At 70.9% G+C, this 20,050-nt stretch carries 19 protein-coding genes and 1 pseudogene; 4 read left to right on the plus strand and 16 right to left on the minus strand.

Annotation, left to right across the window (positions count from 1 at the left end; all coding sequences use genetic code 11):
* Positions 1–63 precede the first annotated feature (63 nt).
* Together ACSMTC_RS09555 and ACSMTC_RS09560 are read left to right on the plus strand one after the other, a co-directional pair.
* A complete protein-coding gene (locus ACSMTC_RS09555; protein WP_436559229.1) occupies positions 64–738 on the plus strand; it encodes an HD domain-containing protein in 675 nt (224 codons plus the stop codon).
* A 46-nt stretch (positions 739–784) separates the two neighbouring features.
* On the plus strand, positions 785–1,207 hold the full coding sequence (locus ACSMTC_RS09560) for a Rid family hydrolase (protein ID WP_436559230.1): 423 nt from the start codon (positions 785–787) through the stop codon (positions 1,205–1,207).
* A gap of 175 nt (positions 1,208–1,382) precedes the next feature.
* Here the strand turns inward: ACSMTC_RS09560 and ACSMTC_RS09565 are convergent.
* From ACSMTC_RS09565 to ACSMTC_RS09575, 3 genes and pseudogenes are all read right to left on the minus strand, one after another.
* Positions 1,383–1,508 (minus strand): annotated as a pseudogene (locus tag ACSMTC_RS09565) (GNAT family N-acetyltransferase); the annotation flags it as partial.
* Between the two features lie 57 nt (positions 1,509–1,565).
* Positions 1,566–1,949: an ASCH domain-containing protein gene (locus ACSMTC_RS09570; RefSeq protein WP_436559231.1), complete on the minus strand. Its 384-nt coding sequence runs from the start codon at positions 1,947–1,949 to the stop codon at positions 1,566–1,568.
* An 832-nt stretch (positions 1,950–2,781) separates the two neighbouring features.
* The gene (locus ACSMTC_RS09575) at positions 2,782–3,402 is read right to left on the minus strand and encodes a hypothetical protein (RefSeq protein ID WP_436559232.1); all 621 of its coding nucleotides are present in this window, start codon (positions 3,400–3,402) and stop codon (positions 2,782–2,784) included.
* A gap of 474 nt (positions 3,403–3,876) precedes the next feature.
* Here ACSMTC_RS09575 and ACSMTC_RS09580 point away from each other — a divergent pair, with 474 nt between their 5' ends.
* Together ACSMTC_RS09580 and ACSMTC_RS09585 are read left to right on the plus strand one after the other, a co-directional pair.
* Positions 3,877–4,305, plus strand: a complete 429-nt coding sequence (locus tag ACSMTC_RS09580) for a hypothetical protein (RefSeq protein WP_436559233.1) — start codon at positions 3,877–3,879, stop codon at positions 4,303–4,305.
* A 300-nt stretch (positions 4,306–4,605) separates the two neighbouring features.
* Positions 4,606–5,466, plus strand: a complete 861-nt coding sequence (locus ACSMTC_RS09585) for an alpha/beta fold hydrolase (RefSeq protein ID WP_436559234.1) — start codon at positions 4,606–4,608, stop codon at positions 5,464–5,466.
* Between the two features lie 43 nt (positions 5,467–5,509).
* On the opposite strand, the gene ACSMTC_RS09590 is transcribed toward ACSMTC_RS09585, so the two are convergent.
* From ACSMTC_RS09590 to ACSMTC_RS09650, 13 genes are all read right to left on the minus strand, one after another.
* Complete coding sequence (locus tag ACSMTC_RS09590) at positions 5,510–6,949, minus strand: DHA2 family efflux MFS transporter permease subunit (RefSeq protein WP_436559235.1); 1,440 nt, start codon at positions 6,947–6,949, stop codon at positions 5,510–5,512.
* Entirely contained in the window at positions 6,946–8,124 is a 1,179-nt protein-coding gene (locus ACSMTC_RS09595) for an AMP-binding protein (protein WP_436559236.1), read from the minus strand. The genes ACSMTC_RS09590 and ACSMTC_RS09595 overlap by 4 nt, the downstream gene beginning before the upstream one ends.
* On the minus strand, positions 8,121–9,146 hold the full coding sequence (locus ACSMTC_RS09600) for an ATP-grasp domain-containing protein (RefSeq protein ID WP_436559237.1): 1,026 nt from the start codon (positions 9,144–9,146) through the stop codon (positions 8,121–8,123). Before ACSMTC_RS09600 ends, ACSMTC_RS09595 begins: the two co-directional genes overlap by 4 nt.
* 16 nt (positions 9,147–9,162) lie before the next feature.
* The gene (locus ACSMTC_RS09605; RefSeq protein WP_436559238.1) at positions 9,163–9,978 is read right to left on the minus strand and encodes an alpha/beta fold hydrolase; all 816 of its coding nucleotides are present in this window, start codon (positions 9,976–9,978) and stop codon (positions 9,163–9,165) included.
* A complete protein-coding gene (locus ACSMTC_RS09610) occupies positions 9,971–11,446 on the minus strand; it encodes a class I adenylate-forming enzyme family protein (protein ID WP_436559239.1) in 1,476 nt (491 codons plus the stop codon). The genes ACSMTC_RS09605 and ACSMTC_RS09610 overlap by 8 nt, the downstream gene beginning before the upstream one ends.
* A 57-nt stretch (positions 11,447–11,503) precedes the next feature.
* Complete coding sequence (locus tag ACSMTC_RS09615; RefSeq protein WP_436559240.1) at positions 11,504–12,190, minus strand: class I SAM-dependent methyltransferase; 687 nt, start codon at positions 12,188–12,190, stop codon at positions 11,504–11,506.
* Between the two features lie 196 nt (positions 12,191–12,386).
* Positions 12,387–13,319: a LysR family transcriptional regulator gene (locus ACSMTC_RS09620; RefSeq protein ID WP_436559241.1), complete on the minus strand. Its 933-nt coding sequence runs from the start codon at positions 13,317–13,319 to the stop codon at positions 12,387–12,389.
* 95 nt (positions 13,320–13,414) lie between these two features.
* The gene (locus ACSMTC_RS09625; protein ID WP_436559242.1) at positions 13,415–14,062 is read right to left on the minus strand and encodes an ATP-dependent Clp protease proteolytic subunit; all 648 of its coding nucleotides are present in this window, start codon (positions 14,060–14,062) and stop codon (positions 13,415–13,417) included.
* A gap of 71 nt (positions 14,063–14,133) precedes the next feature.
* Entirely contained in the window at positions 14,134–14,727 is a 594-nt protein-coding gene (locus tag ACSMTC_RS09630; protein ID WP_436564640.1) for an ATP-dependent Clp protease proteolytic subunit, read from the minus strand.
* 500 nt (positions 14,728–15,227) lie between these two features.
* A complete protein-coding gene (locus tag ACSMTC_RS09635) occupies positions 15,228–16,247 on the minus strand; it encodes a beta-ketoacyl-ACP synthase III (protein WP_436559243.1) in 1,020 nt (339 codons plus the stop codon).
* 25 nt (positions 16,248–16,272) lie between these two features.
* Complete coding sequence (locus ACSMTC_RS09640) at positions 16,273–18,036, minus strand: acyl-CoA dehydrogenase family protein (protein ID WP_436559244.1); 1,764 nt, start codon at positions 18,034–18,036, stop codon at positions 16,273–16,275.
* 119 nt (positions 18,037–18,155) lie between these two features.
* Positions 18,156–19,373, minus strand: a complete 1,218-nt coding sequence (locus ACSMTC_RS09645) for a beta-ketoacyl-[acyl-carrier-protein] synthase family protein (protein WP_436559245.1) — start codon at positions 19,371–19,373, stop codon at positions 18,156–18,158.
* Positions 19,370–19,582: an acyl carrier protein gene (locus ACSMTC_RS09650; protein ID WP_436559246.1), complete on the minus strand. Its 213-nt coding sequence runs from the start codon at positions 19,580–19,582 to the stop codon at positions 19,370–19,372. Before ACSMTC_RS09650 ends, ACSMTC_RS09645 begins: the two co-directional genes overlap by 4 nt.
* Between the last annotated feature and the right edge of the window lie 468 nt (positions 19,583–20,050).

The raw sequence follows: 20,050 nt of genomic DNA on the forward strand, positions 1-20,050 counted from the left end.
CCTATCGAAGTCGGGTAATTTTGCCTCTCGCCAGGTCAGGGTGGTCGCAGCCAGGCTGAAGTCATGAACGGATCTACCCGCGGGGTGACCACGGACCTGATCACGCTGCCCGGCACACCACTTGCCGACGCCGTCGTGAATCTCGTCCGGACGGTGCAAACGCCCTCCGTGTTCAACCACAGCGTCCGCAGCTACCTGTTCGCCAGGTTGGTGGCCAGCCGCCTCGACCTGGCCGTCGGCCGTGACTACGACGACAGCCTGCTGTTCGCCGCCTGCGTGATGCACGACCTCGGCGTCGCGTCGGACGGTCCGCACTGTCAGCGTTTCGAGGTCGAAGGCGCCGACCGGGCCGCCGAGTTCCTCGTCGCGCGCGGAGTTTCCGAGGCTGACGCCGATCAGGTCTGGCAGGCCATCGCCCTGCACACCTCCCCAGGCATCGCGGAACGGCGCGGCACGTTGTGCCTGCTCGTCCGGGAAGGCGTCGGGCTCGACTTCGGCGGATCGCTGAGCACCGGTCACGTCGAAACCGTCACCGACGAGCAGGCCGACGCGGTTCATGCCGCCTACCCGAGACTGGAGATGATCCGCTCACTCACCGACGCGATCGTCGCGCAAGCCGCGAAGAACCCGAAGAACGCACCCCGCTACACGATTCCCGGTGAATTCCTCCGAGAGCGTGAGACCTTCGGCCGGACCCGACTGGAGCACGCCTGTCGTTCGTCCCGCTGGGGCAACTGACGTCACGGATCCCACGACCAGTCAACAGAGAGAGGGAAGCACTGCCATGACCATCCACACCGTCGAGATCCCCGAGGACTCCGAAGTCTTCGGAGAGACCCGCGGCGCCTTCGCCCGCTTCGGCTATTCCGCCGCGGTCCGTGCGCACGGTCTGCTCTTCATCGCCGGAACCATCGGCCGCCGTGCCGACGGAACCATCGCGGACACCATCGAAGAGCAGACCGAGATCGCCATCCGGCGCATCGAGGAGATCCTCCGCTTGGAGAACCTCGACATGTCCGCCCTCGTGGACGTGACCAGCTACCACGTGGACATCCACCGGCACATGCCCGGCTTCCTCGAAGCCAAGCAGCGCCTCATCAAAGCCCCTTTCCCGACCTGGTCGCTGATCGGTGTCAGCGCCCTCGCCAGTCCGGGGCTACTCGTCGAAATCCGCGCCACCGCCGCCTATTCCGACGCATCTCGGTAGACCGCCGCTCCTGGGCCGCCCCCGGCCCAGGAGCGCCCCCACCACCACCGACCTAAGGCCCCATCCCCGGCCCCTGCCGTCTTCGGAGCAGGCGGTCCAATGGCTGTGGTTCTTCTGCGGGCACTGTCCGAGCTGGGAACTTCCCTGCAGAAGAGCAAACGCAGCCGGCCGAGCATCAGGGCCTCAGCAGTCCGCCCACCCACCAGTCGTGTGGCCTGCCGTCGTTGGCGATGCCACGATTGCGCAGTGTCCCTTCAACGGTGAAGCCGAGTTTCTCGGCGACGGCACGCGAGCCGGTGTGTGCGCGGCGAGTTCGTCAAGGTGATTGCCCTTGCGGGCCACCAGTACCCGTCGGGGCCTACTCATCGGCGTTCACCCGGTCGATCTCGAAGGTGATGACGCCGAGGGCTTCCTTGTGGGGAGGGAAGATCGCCTGAATCGCCCGCAGTTGCTCGGCCTCGGTCGCATGCGGGTTGACCGCCTTCACGTCCTCGGTGCCGAACATTTCCTTGAACGTCCGGTACCGGCCGATGCGCTTGACGCGGGTGAGGCAGTTCTCACCCCGACAGGTGAAGTTGAGGAGGTCCCCGACCCTGACCCGCTTCATGGAGTCGTAGGCCACGCGCACCTCGACGGTCTTCTCGCCGGAGGCGATCAGGTCGAAGTACTGCTTGTAGATCTGCATGTCGCGGGGACGGCCATGCGCCTGGAAATGGGTCCTGGCAGGCTGGTGGGTGGTCATCAGGGCTTCCAATGCGGTTGTCGTGTAGGACCGTTGAAGCGCTCTCCCGCATGAACGCGGGGGATTCGGCAAGCGCGCTGCGGTGTGCCTTGCGGCGGGCGGCGTGAAGTACCCCGCCCACTCCTCACCGTCCAAGAGCACGGGCAGCATCCTTCGGCAGCTTCTCCGGGATGGTCACGACGGCCTCGCCGTCCAGGGTGACGCGCTCGACCGTGTACCCCTGCACGGCGATGAGTCCGGGCTGGTCGGTCGTGAAGACCGTGGGACAGTCTCCCGAGTCACAGTCACCCGACCCGCTGTCGTCCTCTGCGCCGCCGTACGCCCCCCGCAATCATCGTCAGTCGCACCTCTTCTGCCACCGGCCTCCTCTTCTGCTCCGCAGTCGCAGCCGGCACGCTACGGACGGTCGACGCCTTGTCACAAGGGCGACGGGCCTCTATTCGCGTTCTCGCATAATCCAGTCCACCGCTTGAACGACTGCGCCCGTCCACCGCCCAACCCGCTTTCACCTTCGACGAACCCGCCGTATCGCCGTACGCGACGACTCGTTGCCGAGCATGGGAGAAGCCGGCAGGCGGCAGCGGCACGGAGGTTGACGGTGGAGACGGTGGCAGACTGACGACGCTTCGAAGCTCCGGCGGTACGAGGCGACTTGGGAAGGTCACCCCGTCCAACCGGAGCTTCGTCGCGTTCGTGACGGCCTGGCCTGCACTCCTGGCACCGCCGCGGTCTGCGGACTCACGTGATCACCGGGACTTTGAAACGCCTCTGCCGAAGCCCCACCTGCCGACCGGCAGCGACACTCTGCCGATCACGAACCACAGCTGCCGTGTCAGTTTACCTTGATACAGCTCCAGAGGACCCATACGGGAGTCGGCGGCGAGGGGTGCGCCGTACTGGCGAACGACTGCGCGGCCGAGGTGCTTTCGCCGCGGAATTCGATCTTTCCGTAGCCGATCCGCCGGTCGATCTCCTCGATCTCCCCCGAGCCGGCGAACAGGACTTCCCCGAGTTGTGTTGCAAGTTCTCTGGAATACGAACGTTCTGCCGTTCTGGTGAACGTGTCCTTGATGATCTGGTTGTCGACCACATAGAAACCCATGAGTGTTGGTTCATTCATCGGAAGCTCGTAGACGGTCTCTCGCCCGCCAGGGTCATCTGAAACCGCTCGTGGAATCCATACCGCCGGCTTGCCGAAGAGCGAGACGTTGACCGCCTGTTCAATGCCGAACAGCACGGCGTCCCGGAAGAGACTTCGCGGAACCTCGCGAGAGAGCTGCTGAATGGCAGCGTCCGAGAGGGTGTGCACCTCTGCCATGACTTTTTCCAATTCATGCTCGAAAGAAGTAAGGATTTTTGACCAGCCCGCAGGGGGCAAGGCAATCCAGGAAATCGGCTGCCACGGGGCGGTGCGAATTTCCGCCCCTGGGGCATCGCGCGTCGGGAACGGCACCCTCCCCGGAGGGCCGATGCCACGCCCGCGCCTCCGGCTCGGTGCTCGACGGGCTTCCGCACGCCTGCCCCGGCGGCAGTGCTGGTGTGGAAACCGGGCGGCAGTACAGCCGCCTGCCTGACGGCCGGAAGCATGCGGGGTCAGGCTGTACGCAAGTACCGTGTGTACCAGGCTACTTCGGATCATCGGAAGCTGCACACTCTCCCCTCGGGGAGGGCACCGTTCGCCTCCGGGGTCGCCAGGCAGGCGAGTCGCTCCCGCTGGCTCCGTGGCACAGACGGCGTGACACTGACATCACGTCGGGTCTGATGCCTCGGCTGGTGCCGTGCGCCATCAGGATGGAGCCGTTGGAATGAAAAACGGGTGACTATGTGGTCGGCCAGGTGAATCGGCACCCTCCATGGTCCTGGCAAGCCTCCCCCGGAGCGGTTGAACAGGATGCTGCGGGAGTCCCGGCCGGGTATGGTTCTGGATATGAATGGTGAAATTGATCCGCGCACATCAAAGTCCTGTTCCGACCCGCTTTCACTGGATCCGTCGGGAATCCAGGAGTCATTCAAGGCGTCCGCGACGGTCGTGATGTTCTCTCCGGCATTTCATGCCGCCATTGGGCGCAGCATCACCGTCGCGGTCGATGCCCAGCTGCACGACCCGGGCAATCCGGCGCTTGCGACGGTCGGGTTCACCGTCCGCCAGTGCTGCGATATCAGCGACTCGGATATCACGAATCAGGTTGTCGGTCCAGTCGGAGACAGTGGAAGTCCGATGCACACCGAGAGTTCTGTCACACTGAGCGATCAATGCACCCTGGCGACCCATTTTGGCAGCGACTGTATCTACTACATTCGTTTCAAGATTGCCAGTAGTGCTCAGGCGGTCAACCTCTCCTATTCAGTGACTTGATTCCACTGTCGTTGGTTGGCTCGGCGAGTACCGGGGACCGCGGAGCAGCGCCCCGGCCATGGGCGTTCAAGGTCCCGGTGATCACGTGAGTCCGCAGGCCGCGGCGGTGCCAGGAGTGCGGGCCGGGCCGTCACGAACGCAACGGAGCTCCGGTTGAACGGGGTGGCCTTCCCAAGTCGCCTCGTACCACCGGAGCTTCGACCGCTTTCACCGTCGGCGAACCCGCCGTGTCGCCGTACGTGACGACTCGTTGCCGAGCATGGGAGAAGCCGGCAGGCGGCAGCGGCACGGAGGTTGACGGTGGAGACGGTGCGGATCGCCGGGACGGACATCGTGTACGAGGAGGCGGGTTCGGGGGAGCCCGTGGTCCTGGTGCACGCGGGGTGTGCGGACCGGCGGATGTGGCAGGAGCAGTTCGCGGCCCTGGCCGAGCGGTACCGGGTGATCCGATACGACTGGCGGGGCCGTGGGGACTCGGGGGATGCGGTCGAGCCCTTCGCCCACCACCGTGATCTGCTGGCCCTGCTGGACCGGTTGGGTGTGCGGCGGGCGGCGGTGGTCGGCGCGTCCGACGGCGGGAGGATCGCGCTGGACGCGCTGCTCACCGCTCCGCACCGGTTCCGGGCCCTCGGTCTGATCGCGGCCGGGCTGTCCGGTCACCAGTGGCCCGCCTCCCTGGTCGACCGCGCGAAGCGGCGGGTGCACAGCCTGGTGCCGGGCGAGCGGCTGCACCGCTACCAGCAGGGCGCCGCCGAGCGGGTCGAGCCCGGTGATCTGGACGCCGTCGCACAGGCGGAGGCCGAACTGCTGGTGGCCGGGCCACAGCGGACCCGGTCGGCTCTGCCGCCACGGGTGTGGGAGCTGGCCGTGGCGATGGACCGGCGCACCAGGGAACGGCTGTGGGGCGGCCCCCGTTTCGCCGAGGAGCAGCTGTGCCCGCCGGCCAAGCGGCGGCTGGCCGAGGTGGCGGTGCCGACCCTGGTGGTCGCGGGGCTGGCGGACGCACCGGAGATCCTGGCGGTGTCCACGCTGCTGGCCCGGGGCATCCGTGGGGCCCGGCGGATCGACCTCCCCGACACCGGGCACCTGCCGCCGCTGGAACGCCCGCGACAGGTCACCGAAGCCCTGACGGCCTTCCTCTCAACCGCCCTCCCCCGCTAGGGGGTTGGCGGCCCACCCGGTGCGCGGTGCCCCGCCGGGCCGTTCATCGGCCGCTCCCTGCGGCGTCCTGGGCCGCCGCACCCGCCGGAACGGGTTCGGCCGCCGGCTTCTTCGCCGAGACGTCCCGCCGGGCGGCCGCGCAGGCCAGCGCGCCGAGCAGGATGACGGCGATGGGCAGTGCCATCGAGGTGCGCATCGTGCTCACCCCGCTGCGGGCGTCCGCGGTCTGCACCTGTACCAGGGCGCCGATCGCCGCGGTGCCGACGACCGACCCCAACTGCCGTACGGTGTTGAGCACTCCGGAGGCGGCGCCGACCACCGCCGGGTCGACACCGCGCATCGCCACCGCGGCCATCGGTGCGATCAGGCAGCCGTTGCCCGCTCCCACCACCACCATGGGGGCGACGAACGCGGCCCACGGCGTCGCGGGGCCCATCACCAGGGCGCTCCATACCATCCCGGCCGCCGTCAGCACCATGCCCGTGAGCAGCACGAACTTGCCGTCGATACGGTCGGAGAGACGGCCGGTGAACGGCGCGAGCACCATCGAGACCGCGGAGGCCGGGGCCAGGGCGAGGCCCGCCTTGAGCGCGCTGAAGTGGAGCACGGACTGGAAGTACAGCGAGAGCAGCAGCATCAGCCCGAGCACGCCGATCGAGACCGAGGCCGAAACCGCGTTCATGACGGTGTAGTTGCGGTTGTGGAAGAGCCGGAAGGGCACCAGCGGCTCGTCGTCCTGGCGGCGGCGCTGCTGGGCGGTGAAGGCGGCGAACAGGACCGCGGCGGCCAGCAGCAGCCCCCAGATGACGCCGTTCCAGTGGTAGCGCTCGCCCTCGGTCAGTGCGAAGGCGAGGCAGAACACCCCGGCCGAGGAGAGCGCCACCCCGGTGAGGTCCAGCCGGTGGCCGGTGCCCTGACGAAGGTCCGGGACCACGACGAAGACGGTGGCCAGCACGACCGCGCCGACCGGCACGTTCACGAAGAAGATCCAGCGCCAGCCCAGCTCGCTGACCAGCAGGCCGCCCAGTGCCGGACCTGCCACCGCGGCGACTCCGGCCACCGCGCCCCAGACACCGAGCGCCGCCCCGCGCCGCTCGGCCGGGAAGGCGCGCACGATCAGGGTCATGGTCTGCGGTACGAGCAGTGCCGCGCCCACGCCCTGCACCAGGCGGGCGGCGATGAGTTCGGCGGGGTTCTGGACCAGCCCGCACACCAGGCTCGCCACGGTGAACACGGTGACGCCCAGCGCGAAGAGCTGGCGCGGACCGCGCAGGTCGCCCAGCCGTCCCGAGGTGATCAGCAGTGCGGCGAGCACCAGGATGTAGCCGTTCAGCGACCACAGCACCGCGTCGAAGGAGGCGTGCAGGTCCTCGATCATGCTGGGGATGGCGATGTTGACGATCGTCAGGTCGAGCAGGGTCATGAAGAACCCGAGGGAGAGGACGACCAGGATCGCCCACGGGTTGCCGCGGAACCGGTTCATGCGTTACCCGCCTCGTCCGTCTCGGGCTGCTGCCAGACCATCGCGGGGACCTTGTTGGTGCGCTCGATCCTGGTGAGCCGGTCCACCCGCCGCGCCCGCAGCGCGTCGGGGTACTGCCTGGCCACCGCCGCGAGGTGGTAGAACTCGCCGATCAGCCGGCCGCGCACCGCCTGGGCGTCGGCCGTCCCGGTGAACTCCAGTGTCAGGGCGCTGGCCGCCCTGGGTGAGTCGGTGCTCCGGGTGAGCCTCAACTGGGCCTCCACCACGCCGGGTTCGCCGCGGACCAGGTCGATCAGCTCGCCGGCCTTGAACAGCGCGCTGCGCAGGGTGACGGAGTCGTCCGCCCGGCCCAGGACCCGCAGCGCGTCCGGCCCGCCGCAGCGGCACTCGGCCGGGGCCACCCGGTCGCCCAGCCGGTAGCGCACCACGGGGACGGTCCAGCCTTCGCCGACCCGGCTCAGCAGGGCGCCCTCCTCGTCGGGTTCCATGACCTGGTCGGGCAGCAGGTGGAGCGTGGTCTCGTCGCACCCCGGCCGGTTGGTGCCCATCACCCAGGTCTCCACCGAGCCGTAGTTGCCCCACAGTCCGGCCTCGGGGAACGCCTGGCCGACCAGCTCGCGCTTGTTGCCGGTCCAGGGTTCGGCCATCCAGATGACGGTGCGCACCGGGAGGGTGCCGCCGGCCTCGATGACGCCCTGGGCGAAGTCGGCGAGCCCGGTGGGGGTGCCCGCCAGGGCGTCCACCCCGACCTCGGAGAGCATGGGCAGCCAGCCGGCCACCTCCGCCGGGGAGTACGGTCCGGACGGGATGACGGTGCAGCCGCACCGCTCGGCCAGGGTCTGCATGTAGTAGTGCGAGCCCCACATCCGGCCGGCGTTGAAGAGGTTGAGCAGGACGTGTCCCGGCCGGAGCGGCCGCCAGTGCTCCAGCAGCCGGGTGAGGCCCATGCCGTGCGGGACGTGGGTCAGTTTGGGGCGGCCGGTGGTGCCGCCGCTGGACATCAGTACGCTGCCGGCGTCGCGGGCCGCCGCACCGGTCAGCGTGTAGATCTCCGCGGGGCCGGTGACGGCGAGGTCGGTGAGGTGCCGGGCGTCCGGGGGGACGGGCGCCCCGCCGGTGGCGGCCAGGGTGCGGGCGTGGGCCAGGAGCCGCTCGGTCGGGATGTGGCCGATCATCGGGTGGCGTCCTTCCGGTTCAGGAACTCCCGGTGCGCGTCGGCGTAGGCGGCGAAGCGGTCGGCGATGACCTGCCGCTGCTCGCGCTCGGTCTGCTCGGAGTCGGCGAAGCCGACGGCGCCGTCGGGCTCCACCTCCGAGAGCCAGAAGCGCTCGCCGTCCCAGAGGAAGTCGACAGCGATGTACGGCATCGGCATCCGCGCCGCCACGTACCCGACGGTCTCGGCGAGTTCGGGCGGCAGCGGCACGTGCTCCATGCCGCCGCCCGAACTCAGGTTGGCGGTGAGCGACTTGCCCTTCGGGATGCGGCGCAGCACGGTGTGCGGCCTGCCGCCCACCACCCACACCCGGAAGTCCTCGACGCCCTCGCCGAGGTAGGGCTGGCAGACCAGGGCGGTGTCCGCGCCGGAGGCGAGGCCGACCACGCCCTTGAGTTCGTCGACGCTGCGCACCAGGCAGACGCCCAGGCCCATGCCCCAGTAGGCGGGTTTGACGATGGCCGGGTAGCCGAGGGAGGCCAGTGCCGCCTCGTAGCTCCGTGAGGCCGCGTCGCGGCCGGTGCCGATCCGGATGGTGGGGACCTGGGGCAGCGGGCTGTCCGCGAGGTGGAGCATGGTGGCGGCCTTGTCGTTGGCGATGAACGACAGCCGGGGCGGGATGGGCAGGTAGAAGCCGGCCTGTTCGAGGATCGTGTAGAGGTAGAGCTGGTTGCAGACGTCCACGGTGTGGTGGGGCAGCGACCAGAGCGAGGTCACGAACACGGTGTCCTGCGGGGTGACCGGCTCGCCGTCCAGGTGGACCCTGGGGAGGCCAGGGACCGAGACGTCCACGGCGACCTCTTCCGGCTTGTGCAGCGTGAGGTCCCAGCCGCCCTCGCGGGCCACCTCCCGGTAGATCCCCCAGACGTGCTTCCATTCCTTGTCGCGCATCCGCTCGGTGCCGCGATCCGGGTAGATCCAGCACAGCCGGCGGCCGGTGGCGGCAGGGGCAGGGGCAGGGGCAGGGGCAGGGGCAGTGGTCATCGGCGGTCCGCCTTCGTCATCGGGCCGCCCAGGAGCGGATCGTCCGCTGGAAGCGCTCCGGCTCCTCCAGGAACGGCAGGTGGCCGCTGTTCTCGAAAACCTCGAGTCGGGCTCCGGGCACGGCCGTTGCCAGCCAGCCCCCGACGTCGCTGGGGTAGATCCGGCTGCGCGCCCCGTGCAGGAACAGCGTCGGTACCGGCAGCGCGGGCAGCCGCTCACGCCAGTCCTGGCGCGCGATGTCCCGCCACAGCTGGCACTTCACGAACGGTGAGCAGACGGCGGCCGCGTTGATGAGCTCCTCCACCAGCCCGGGGTCGGGGACGGTTCCCTCGGCGAAGAAGCTGCCGACCAGGGCGACCGTGGCGAAGCGCTCGGTGGCGGCGAGGTTCTGCTGGACGGCGTCCAGGCCGGCGGTGGTGAGGGTGCCGAACGCCGCGTGTTCCCAGTCGTCCTCGGCCAGGAGGTAGGGGCTCTGCTCCACCGACACCAGCCGGGCGACGTGCCGGGTGCCGAACCGCTCCAGGTAGCGGTAGGCGACGGTGGCGCCGAGCGACCAGCCGACCAGGGTCGCCCCGCTCAGGTCCAGCTTCCCGGCCACCGCGTGCAGGTCGGCGGCGCAGCGGTCGAGCACCACGGGTTCGGTGCCCGGCGGGGTCCGGCCGTGGCCGCGCAGGTCGAGGGTGACCACCCGGTGGTCGCGGGCCAGTTCCTCGGCGGTGGCGGTGAAGAAGGCCGACGGTGCGCCGAGCCCGTGCACCAGCAGTACCGCCGGGCCCTGTCCCCGCTCCTCGTAGTGGAGCCGCTGCCCGCCCTCCAACAGGAGCTCAGCCACGGCTCCACTCCCCCACGGTGCCCAGGGTGCCGCTCTCCCAGCGGCACCGCAGCGACGGCTTGTCGGGTTTGCCGACCGGTGTGTGCGGGATGTCGCCGGTGAGGTGGACGGCGGCCCGCAGCCCGTGCCGCTCCAGTACGGCGGTGACGGCCTTGCGGAGTTCCCGTTCGGGCCTGGCCGGGTCCGGGCGGAGCACCAGCAGCACCTCGTCGGAGTACTCCCCGGGCCGGGCGGGCAGTGCGGCCGTCTCCAGGACCGGGCAGCCGGCCGCGATCTCCTCGTCCAGCACGGGTGCGAGCAGCGGTCCGCCGGTGGCGGCCAGGGTCTCGGTGACCCGGCCCAGCACCCGCAGTGTCCCGTCCGGGCTCTGCTGGGCGATGTCCCCGGTCCAGAACTCCTCGCCGCGGAAGGTGCGGGCGTTCGCCTCGTCGCTGCCGACGTAGCCCTCGCTGGTGCAGTCCGAGACGAGCACCAGCTCACCGAGGTCCGGGTGGTCCGCGGTGAGCGGTTCCAGCCGGACGCCCACGCCCTTCACCGGCACCATGCCGAGTCCGGCCTGGAGCACGTCGGTCATGTTGCCGAGCGCCAGGCCGAACTCGGTCGAGCCGTAGATCTGGCGGATGTGGATGCCCAGCACCTCGGCGGCGTCGGTGAGCCCCGCCGCGCTGACGTAGGCTCCGCCGCACAGCGGGCGGCGCAGCCGCGAGAGGTCCGGTGCCGGGCCGGCCCCGGCCGCCCGTACGTACTCCTCGTAGTGGCGTGGCAGGGCGCTCATCGCGGTGGTCCGGTGCTCGGCGATCTGCCGGAGCAGGACGTGTGGTGCGGCGTGGGGGTCGGCCAGCACCAGTTCCGCGCCGGACAGCAGCGCGGCGAAGACGTGCAGGTCAGTGGCGTGCGCGACGTCGAGGGTGTGCCGGCAGAAGAAGACGTCGGCGGCGGTGATGCCGGTGTCCGCCAGCCAGCGGCGGCGCTCGCGCAGGAAGCGGTCCTGGCGCCAGACCATCTGTTTGGGGAAACCCGTCGAGCCGGAGGTCCACAGGGAGCGGAAGAGGCCGTCGTACCTCTCGCCGGGCTTCCGGGGCTCGGCCGTGGCGGCCTCCAGTGCCTCCAGCGGGACTTGTGGCGGAGCCCCGTCGGGGAACTCCCGGTGGTGGTCGGTGACGATCAGCCGGGGGCGGGTGAGGCGCAGCGCGGTGGCGAGGTCGGCGCGGTCGAAGTTGGCCATCAGCGGCACGTAGCGGGCGCCGGTCCGGGCCACCGCGAGGATGAGGGCCACGTAGCGGACGCTGTTCCGCAGTGAGCAGGCGATCACGTCGCCGGGGCCGACGCCGTGGCGGCGCAGTCCGGTGGCGGTGCGGTCGACCAGGGCGACCAGTTCCGCGTAGCTCGTACGGGTGCCGTCCGTGCTGGTCACGGCCGGTGCGTCGGGCCGTTCGGCGGCTATCTCACGCAGCGCTTCGTAGAGCACGGTTCACCTCGCCGAGCGCCTGCGCCGACAGCGGTGTCCGGGGTGTCCGGCCTGCGGTCACGATCCGTTCCAGCCCGCGTAGGTGGCGAATCGCCAGTCCTTCGCCAGACAGTCCGCGGTGGTGAAGCCGGCGTCGCGCAGCCACTGGAGCTGGGTTTCGACGTCGATGGGAATGTCGTGCTTCATTCGTTCGCGGCCGGCCGCCCATTCCTCGGCCGGGGTTCCGGACGCGTGCACGTGCGCCTCGTGCTGCCGGTCGTACATCTTCTCCAGCCGGGGTGTGGGGGCCAGTACCTGTTCGACGTTGACGAATATCCCGCCGGGGCGCAGGACCTTCCGGATGCGCACGAAGAGGTCCTGCTTGTCCTCGTGCGTCAGATGGTGGATGGAGAGGGCGGAGACCACCGCGTCGAAGGGCCCCTCGGGGAGCTCGTCGAGGTGGTCGGCCACCCGGATGGCCACCCGGCCGTCGCCGCCGAACCGGTGGCGGGCCTGTCCCAGCATCGCCTCCGAGCGGTCCTGGAGCAGCAGTTCGGCCTCGGGGAGCCGCTCGTGCAGGGCGGCGCCGAGCAGGCCCGTGCCCGCTCCCAGGTCCAGGATGCGGGCGGCGGGCGGCACCGACATGGCCACCGCGCCCACCGCGCTGCCGTAGAGGAGGTCGAAGGACGGGATGAGCTGCCGGCGCAGCGAGTCATAGGTTTCGGGATTCCACAGTTCAACTCTGGGGGAAGCGTCCTGCGACACGACTCGGTTCCTTTCCGCTCAGGACCCGGGAAACGACCGGGGAGCCCGCCGCGTGATTCCTGGAATTACACCGGCCGGGATATCGGAAATGAATTCAAAATTCCTACAGGTTCATGCCAAGGCTAGGCTCCGGCTGGTCAGATAGGCAAATCACTCTTCATTATCCGTCTGATAAGCGCTGGTACTTCCCGGTGCGTCAGCCGACCAGGACGTGATCGGCGCCGGAGCGCCGTCCGGGGCGGCCCGGGTGGCCGGCGGCGGCGTCCGGCCTGCCGGTGATCGGGTAGGCGCGCAGTGCGTGCCGGGCGGCCCTGAAGGCCGCGTCGGCCACCGCCACGGGGGTCTGCGGAGCCACCGACAGCGACACGGGCATCGGCTCGGGGACCGGCAGCGCACCGGCGGGCAGCCGCCGCAGTCCCCACAGGTCGTCCGCGTTGGCGAGCAGACAGCTCACCCCGAGGCCGACGGCGACCGCGGCGCGCAGCCCGGCGAGGTCCGGCCCCTCGTAGGTGATCCGCCAGGGCAGGTCGTGGGCGCCGAGGGTGTCGAGGGCGTGCCGCCGCAGATTGCACGGCTGCCGGCAGAGTGCGAGCGGCACCGGCCCGGTGGCCGGCGCCGGGTCCGCGCCGAACCAGGCCAGCCGCATCGCCCCGAGGAACCTGGCCCCGCCCGCCCGGGGCGGACGCAGCAGCAGACCGGCGTCCAGCTCACCGGAGGCGACCTGCTCCGCCAGCGGCTCGCCCAGCCCGAGGTGGACGGTCGGGCGGACCCCGGGCAGGAGCTCCATCAGCCCGGAGAGGAAGTCCGGCAGCGCCCCTTCCAGCTGGGGGCAGACCCCGACGCTGAACTCCGCTATCTCGTGCGGGGCGCTGATCCGGGCGACGGCCTCGTCGTTGAGGGCGATGATGCGGCGCGCGTAGTCGAACAACTCCCGCCCGGCCGGGGTCAGTTCGAGCCTTCGCCCGGTGTGGGCGAAGACCGGTCCGCCCAGCACCGCCTCCAGCCGCCGGATGTGTTGGCTCACGGCGGGCTGCGTCAGCGACAGCTTCTCCGCCGCCCGCCGGAAGCCTCCGGCGCTCATGATGGTGACGAGCGTCCTGAGCTGGCTGACGTCCAGATTCCGGTACACCGGGTGTCCCTCCGGGTCGTTGTACGGTGGCACGAACTAGGACCGACCGTCAGCGGTGGACCGCCCGCTCAGCCGCAGGGCCCGCCCGGCATGTCCTACTCCCTGGCCCGCGGCTCGACGACGTGGTCCACCAGCCCGAACTCCTGCGCCTCCCGCGCGGTGAGGATCTTGTCCCGCTCGATGTCCTCGCGGATCTGCTCGATGCTCCGGCTGGAGTGCCTGGCCAGCATCTCCTCCATCTGCCCGCGCATCCGCAGGATCTCGTTGGCCTGGATCTCCAGGTCGGACACCTGGCCGCGGCCGCTCTCGGTGTAGGGCTGGTGGATCAGGATCCGGGAGTTGGGCAGCGCCATCCGCTTGCCTGGGGTGCCCGCCGCCAGCAGGACCACCGCCGCGGAGGCCGCCTGGCCCATGCAGACGGTCGAGATGTCGGGCTTGACGTACCGCATGGTGTCGTAGACCGCGGTCAGCGCGGTGAGCGAGCCGCCGGGCGAGTTGATGTAGAGCGAGATGTCGCGGTCCGGGTCCATGGACTCCAGGCAGATGAGCTGGGCCATGATGTCGTTCGCGGAGGTGTCGTCGATCTGCGAGCCGAGGAAGACGATCCGCTCCTCGAACAGCTTGGCGTACGGGTCGTACTCGCGGACGCCCTGCGAGGTGCGCTCGGCGAAGCGCGGGACGATGTAGCGGCCCTCGGCGCGCAGGCGCTCGTGGGCGGCACCCGTTAAGTCGGGGATGTGCATGGGGACTTCGGCCTCCGTCAGGCGGATGGGGTGGTCGTCGGGCGGTGTCGTCGAGCCGGGCGGCGCCGGACTCAGGCGCCCGTACCGCCGGCGCCGGGCACGTCCGCGACGCTGTGCATGACGTCGTCGATCAGGCCGTACTCCTTGGCCTGCTGGGCGGAGAACCAGCGGTCGCGGTCGAAGTCCGCGCTGATCTGCTCGACGTCCTGGCCGCTGTGATGTGCGATCAGTTCGGCCATCCGCCGCTTGGTGCGCACCAGTTGCTCCGCCTGGATCCTGATGTCGGAGGCGGACCCGCCGATGCCGGCCGAGGGCTGGTGCATCAGGATCTCGGCGTTCGGCAGCGCGAAGCGCTTGCCCGGGGTGCCGGCGGTGAGCAGGAACTGGCCCATCGAGGCCGCCATGCCCATCGCGATGGTGACCACGTCGTTCTTGACGTACTGCATGGTGTCGTAGATCGCCATGCCGGCCGAGATCGAGCCGCCCGGGGAGTTGATGTAGAGGAAGATGTCCTTGTCCGGGTCGGCGGCCAGGAGCAGCAGCTGGGCGGTGATCTTGTTGGCGATGTCGTCGTCCACCGCCTCGCCCAGGAAGATGATGCGGTCGTTCAGCAGGCGGTTGTACACCTGGTCGCCGATGCCGCCGCCGGCGGACGGAGTCGTCATTCCCACGTACTTGGCCAGTGTCACGGTGCAACCGCCTTGTCAGTCGGAGAGGTTGTGGTCTCGGGTGCCGTTCGCGGAGATGGCGGGAGGCAGTCGACGGCCCGCCCGGTGATCCCGGCGAGCCGCTGGTCGCCCGGCGGCGGTGCCGTCCGCGCAGCCGCGGACCGCCGTGGGGCCCGGCCCCAGACGGAGGGAGACCGACGCCCGCCGGCTAACGGAAGCACGTACCGGCCCCTCGAACGGGCGCCTTCCCGCAGCCGTACGCGGCGGACCGCCGTCGGGCAGCTCCTCGGGCCGCCGGGCGCGCCCGCCACCGTCTTCGCAGATCGTGGCCGTTCAGCTGCTACCCCCTCCGGCGTTCACACCCCTCTTCGGCGCGGTGGCCACAGGCCGCCTCCCACCAGAAGCGATCCCGCTCTGACACTCTCTCTCTTTCCCACTCCCACACGCAAGTTGATCCGTAAATTACCTCGCAGGGCACACGAGCTACCGGCGGACACTCACCCGGGGCTGGGTCCTTCGGCCCGCACGGGGTGCACGCCGGGCCAGACCATGGCGGCCGATCCCCAGGTCAGACCGCCGCCGAAGGCCGTCAGCAGCACCCGGTCCCCCTTCGCGAGCCGGCCCTGCGAGGCGGCCCAGGCCAGGGCCAGCGGAATGGACGCGCCGGCGGTGTTGCCCACCTCCGCGAGCTGGGAGACCACCCGCTCCTCGGCCACCCCCAGACGCCTGGCCACCGCGCGCAGGATCCGGGCGTTGGCCTGGTGGCCGACGAAGGCGTCGATCTCCTCGGGCCGCCAGCCCACCGCCTCGGCCACGCTCCGCGCGGACCGGGTCATCGCCGCCACCGCCCGGACGTAGACCTCGCGGCCGTCCATCCGGAAGTGGCGGGAGGCGTCGTCGTCGAGGTGCGGCGCCCGCGACCCTCCGCCCGGGACGGAGATCAGGCCGGCGTGGTCCCCGTCACTGCCCAGCTCGACGTGGAGCACCTCGCCCGGGGTACCGGGCAGGCCGCGCTCCAGGACCACCGCCGCCGCCCCGTCGCCGAACAGCACGGCGGTCCCCCGGTCGGCGGGGTCGACGATGGTGGAGTACGTCTCCGCGCCGATCAGCAGCACGCTGTCGTAGGTGCCCGCGCCGATCATCGACGCGGCGACGGTGAGCCCGTAGACGAAACCGGAGCACACCGCCGCCAGGTCGAAGGCGGGCACCCCGGCCAGCCCGAGCCGAGCGGCGATCTGCGGCGCGGTGGCCGGGCAGCGCTGGTCGGGCGTGGTGGTGGCCAGCAGCACCAGGTCGCAGCCGCGGCGGCCGGCCGATTCGAGCGCCGCGGCACCGGCGGCCGTCCCCAGGTCACCGGTGCTGGTACCGGGTCTGACCACATGGCGCCTGGCGATCCCGGTACGACTGAAGATCCAGTCGTGCGTGGTGTCCAGCACCAGGGAGAGATCGTCGTTGGACACCACGTCGGGCGGCAGGCAGCTCCCGATACCGGTGACGACGGCGCGGACGTCGAGCATTCTCACGGTCCTTCCGGGCGGGCGGTCACACCGGGTCGGGGACGGGACGGGACGGCCGGTCCACCGGCCGCCCCGCCGCCGAGGCGAGATGGCGCTCGGCGAAGTCGGCGTGCGCGATGGGGGCGGTGACCAGCGCCTCGGGGACCTCCAGCAGCTCCAGCAGGTCCCCGGCCGCCACCGGCGCCGCGCCCTCCTCCTCGTGCAGCCGGGCCACCTCCAACAGCTCGGGCGCGCTCAGCACACCCGCCCGCAGCGCGCTCACCGCGTGCTCCAGCAGGCAGCCGGCGGCGTAGTGCCGCAGCAGGGCCCGCCCGGCCGGTGCCGGCTCGCCCCCGGCCCAACTTCCCAGGGCCAGCGTCTGGTAGACGGCGCGCGACCAGGCGGTGCTGGCCGCGCCCGGCCCCTCGCGGTCCACGTCGTCCAGCAGCACGTCGCAGACCCGGCGCAGCGCCCCCAGCAGCCGGACGGCCGGCCAGTCACCCGGGTCGCCCTGTCCGCTCCCCCGCTCCGCCCCGCGGACGGCGGCGTCGAGCACCCCGGCCAGTGCCGGGCGCTCGCGCAGCGCGAACCGCGAAGCCTGGTACCCCAGCACCGTGTTGTCGCCGCCGAAGGTCACCGCGATCTCGTAGTCGTGCTGAAGCGGCGAGATCTGGTTCAGCCGGTGGTACCCGAGGCCGCCGCACAGTTCCCTGGCCTCCGCCAGGGTGTGCCGGGCGTCGCCGGTGCTGCCGGTCTTGCCGCAGGCCACCAGCGCGTGCAGCAGGCGGTCCTCGGCGGGCGGCCGGTTCCCGTCGCGGTCGACGGCGACGGCCGCCAGCGCCTCCACCGCGTGCTTGGCCGCCGTCGCCCGCCCCACCGCGGTGCGCAGCCGCATCCGGTAGTGCGCGTGGCTGAGCAGCGGCCCGCCGAAGGCCCGCTTCACGGCGGCGAACCGGGTGGTGACGGCGCAGGCGAGCCGCTGGGCCATGGCCGCGCCCGCCGTGGGGAACAGCCGCTCATGGGTGAAGGTGGCCAGGCACTCGTCGAACCGGCGGTAGCGGCGCAGCGGGGAGACGTACCGCCCGTCCTCGTCGATCCGCGCCCAGCGGCCCATCAGGGCGTCCAGCGGCAGGACGCACCGGTCGAAGGCGATCAGGCCGGTCTGGTTGGCCTCGACCCCGCCCTTCGGCTCGGCGCCGTGGACGCGGACGCCCTCGACCAGCCGGCCCCGGCTGCGCAGCGGCACCCGCAGCCAGTGGTGGCCCTCGTCCCTCCCGTCGACCACCACCCGGGCCAGCACCATGGCCACGTCACCGGTGTACAGGCAGTTGCCGATCCAGACCTTGCTGTTCGCGGGCTCCGGGGTGTGGAGTACCAGCGTGCGGTCCAAGTGCCGGTAGGTGGCGGTGGTGCCGACCCGTTTGAGGTCGGAGCCGGCGTGCAGTTCGGAGGCGGCGAAGCAGTACACCTTCGCCATCCGGTCGATCTCCGGGCCGTACCTGGCCAGTTGCCCGGGATCGGCGTGGCTGAGCAGGGCGTCGCCGGCGATCTGGTGCGAGACCAGTACGTTGGCCAGCGAGGCGTCATAGGCCCCGATCCAGCCCATCGTCCGCAGGAAGTCGGGGAACTCCGCCGCCTCCCCCCGGCCCAGCCAGAGCGAATTGGCGGTGACCCCGGCCGAGTTGAGCAGGCGGGCCCGGTGCAGCGTCCGCAGGCTGTAGTCGAGCAGGCTCTGCCCCTCGGGCCGGACCTCGGCGAAGTCGGGTCCGGCGAGGAGGCCGGTCAGCGCGGTCACGCGGTTGTCTGTCAAGTTCTGTCCTATTGATCAGCGGCAGGCTCGTCCGGGCACCCGTCCGGCGGCCCTGCCCCGGGGCGGCGGGGCCGGTGCCGGTGCCGGTGCGGCGGGGCGCTCCCTGCCGCCGGTGGCTCTCAGTTCCCCAGCACCAGGGCGCAGTTCACGCCGCCGAAGCCGAAGGAGTTGCTGAGCACGACGGAGGGCGGCTGCCGGCGCGGACCGCCGAGGACGAGGTCCAGCTCGGGCAGCTGCGGATCGACCTGCTCGGTGTTGGCCACCGGCGGTACCGTGCCGGACCGGAGGGAGCAGAGCGAGAGAACAGCCTCGATCGCCCCGGCGGCGCCCAGTGAGTGCCCCAGCACGCCCTTGTTGGCGGTGACCGAGGGACCCTGCGGGAACAGCCGGGCCAGCAGCTCGCCCTCGATCCGGTCGTTCAGCGGCGTCGAGGTGCCGTGCGCGTTGACGTGGTCGACCGCGTCCGGCCGCAGGCCCGCGTCCGCCAGCGCCCGCAGGACCGCGGCCTCGGCCTGCGCCCCGTCCGGCCGGGGCTGGACCGGGTGGTGGGCGTCCGTGGTGCAGCCGTACCCCAGCACCCGGCCCAGCTCCGCGGCCTGGCGCCGGGCCGCCGCCTCGGGGTGCTCCAGCACCAGGGCCGCGGCTCCCTCCGAGACCACGAAGCCGTCGCGGTCCGCATCGAACGGCCGGGAGGCCGCGGGGTCGTCCCGCTTGGACAGCGCGCCCATCCTGGCGAAACCGCTGACCACCACTGGGACCACCGCGGCCTCGGTACCGCAGGCGATCACCGTGTCGCAGGCGCCGCTGCGCAGCAGGTCGCGGGCGACGCCGATGGCGACGGCGCCGGAGGCGCAGGCGGAGACGACCGTGTGGCACGGTCCGGTGATGCCGTACCGCGAGGCGATGGTGCCGACGGCCATGCTGGCCAGCGACCGCGGGTGCAGATAGGGCGAGACCCCCTCGGGGCCGCGCTCGGTGAACCTGTCCTGGGCCCGGGTGAGTGTCTCCACTCCGCCGATCCCGGTGCCGACCACCACGCCGACCCGGCCGCCGTCCCAGGTCTGCGGGTCGAGCCCGGACTCCCGGACGGCCTCGTCGACCGCGACCAGGGCGTAGCGGATGAAGGGGTCGAGGTGCGCGGTGCCCTTGCCCCACAGGACGTCGGGGCCGAACTCCGGTACCCGCAGGCAGTAGTGGGCACCGGCGTCCCGCATCACCGCGTCCTCGACCGCCAGTGCGCGGGGTTCGAGGACGGTCCGCCAGGTGTCCGCCACCCCGATGCCCGCCGGGGTGATCAGCCCGGCTCCGGTGACCGCGGCCGGAAACGTGCGGGTCATGACCCGTTCAGTCCGGAATTCACGAGTTCCACCAGCTCGCCGAAGGTCATCTTGCCCAGGCGGCTCTCGTCCTCGGAGAGGTCGACGCCGAACTGCTCCTTGATCAGGGTGATCAGCTCCACCGCCGCCAGCGAGTCCAATTCGAGGGAATCGAGCCGGACGTCCGGGGTGATCAGATCGGGATCGACCTCCAGGTCGTCCACCAGCATTGTCCGGATAGCAGTTGACAGCTCGTCAGCCAACCTAACCAACCCCAGGTTTAAGGTAATTGATTTAGAGTCGGGCGAGACACTATCACCATGATGGCGACCTTCCAAGGAATTCCTTCGCCCTCTTCGGGGCCGGACTGTGACCGAGGACACGTTGCCCAATTGCATCGGGCGAGGGTATCGGCCGGCCGTCGGCGCCTTATCAAACGGTCCGTCAGATAGTGCGGGAACCGGGTCGGCTCGCGACCCGGAAGCATCCCGTCCGGCCTGGATGGTCCGCCGGGAAGGCCGCCGGGGCCGGTTCGCACTCGCCGCCACCGGGACCCGTCGCACCTGGGCCGCACCTGGGCCGCACACGGGCCGGGCCCGGGCGAAAGTTGTCACAGAAACCAGGTTTACGGCAAGAGCGGCCCAGGTAAACAGGGTTGAACGGGCATCAGAGTATGCCCGGCCCGACTATTGACGCCG

Origin of the sequence: Kitasatospora sp. HPM-01-4, assembly GCF_051374625.1 — a bacterium.
Taxonomy (GTDB): domain Bacteria; phylum Actinomycetota; class Actinomycetes; order Streptomycetales; family Streptomycetaceae; genus Kitasatospora.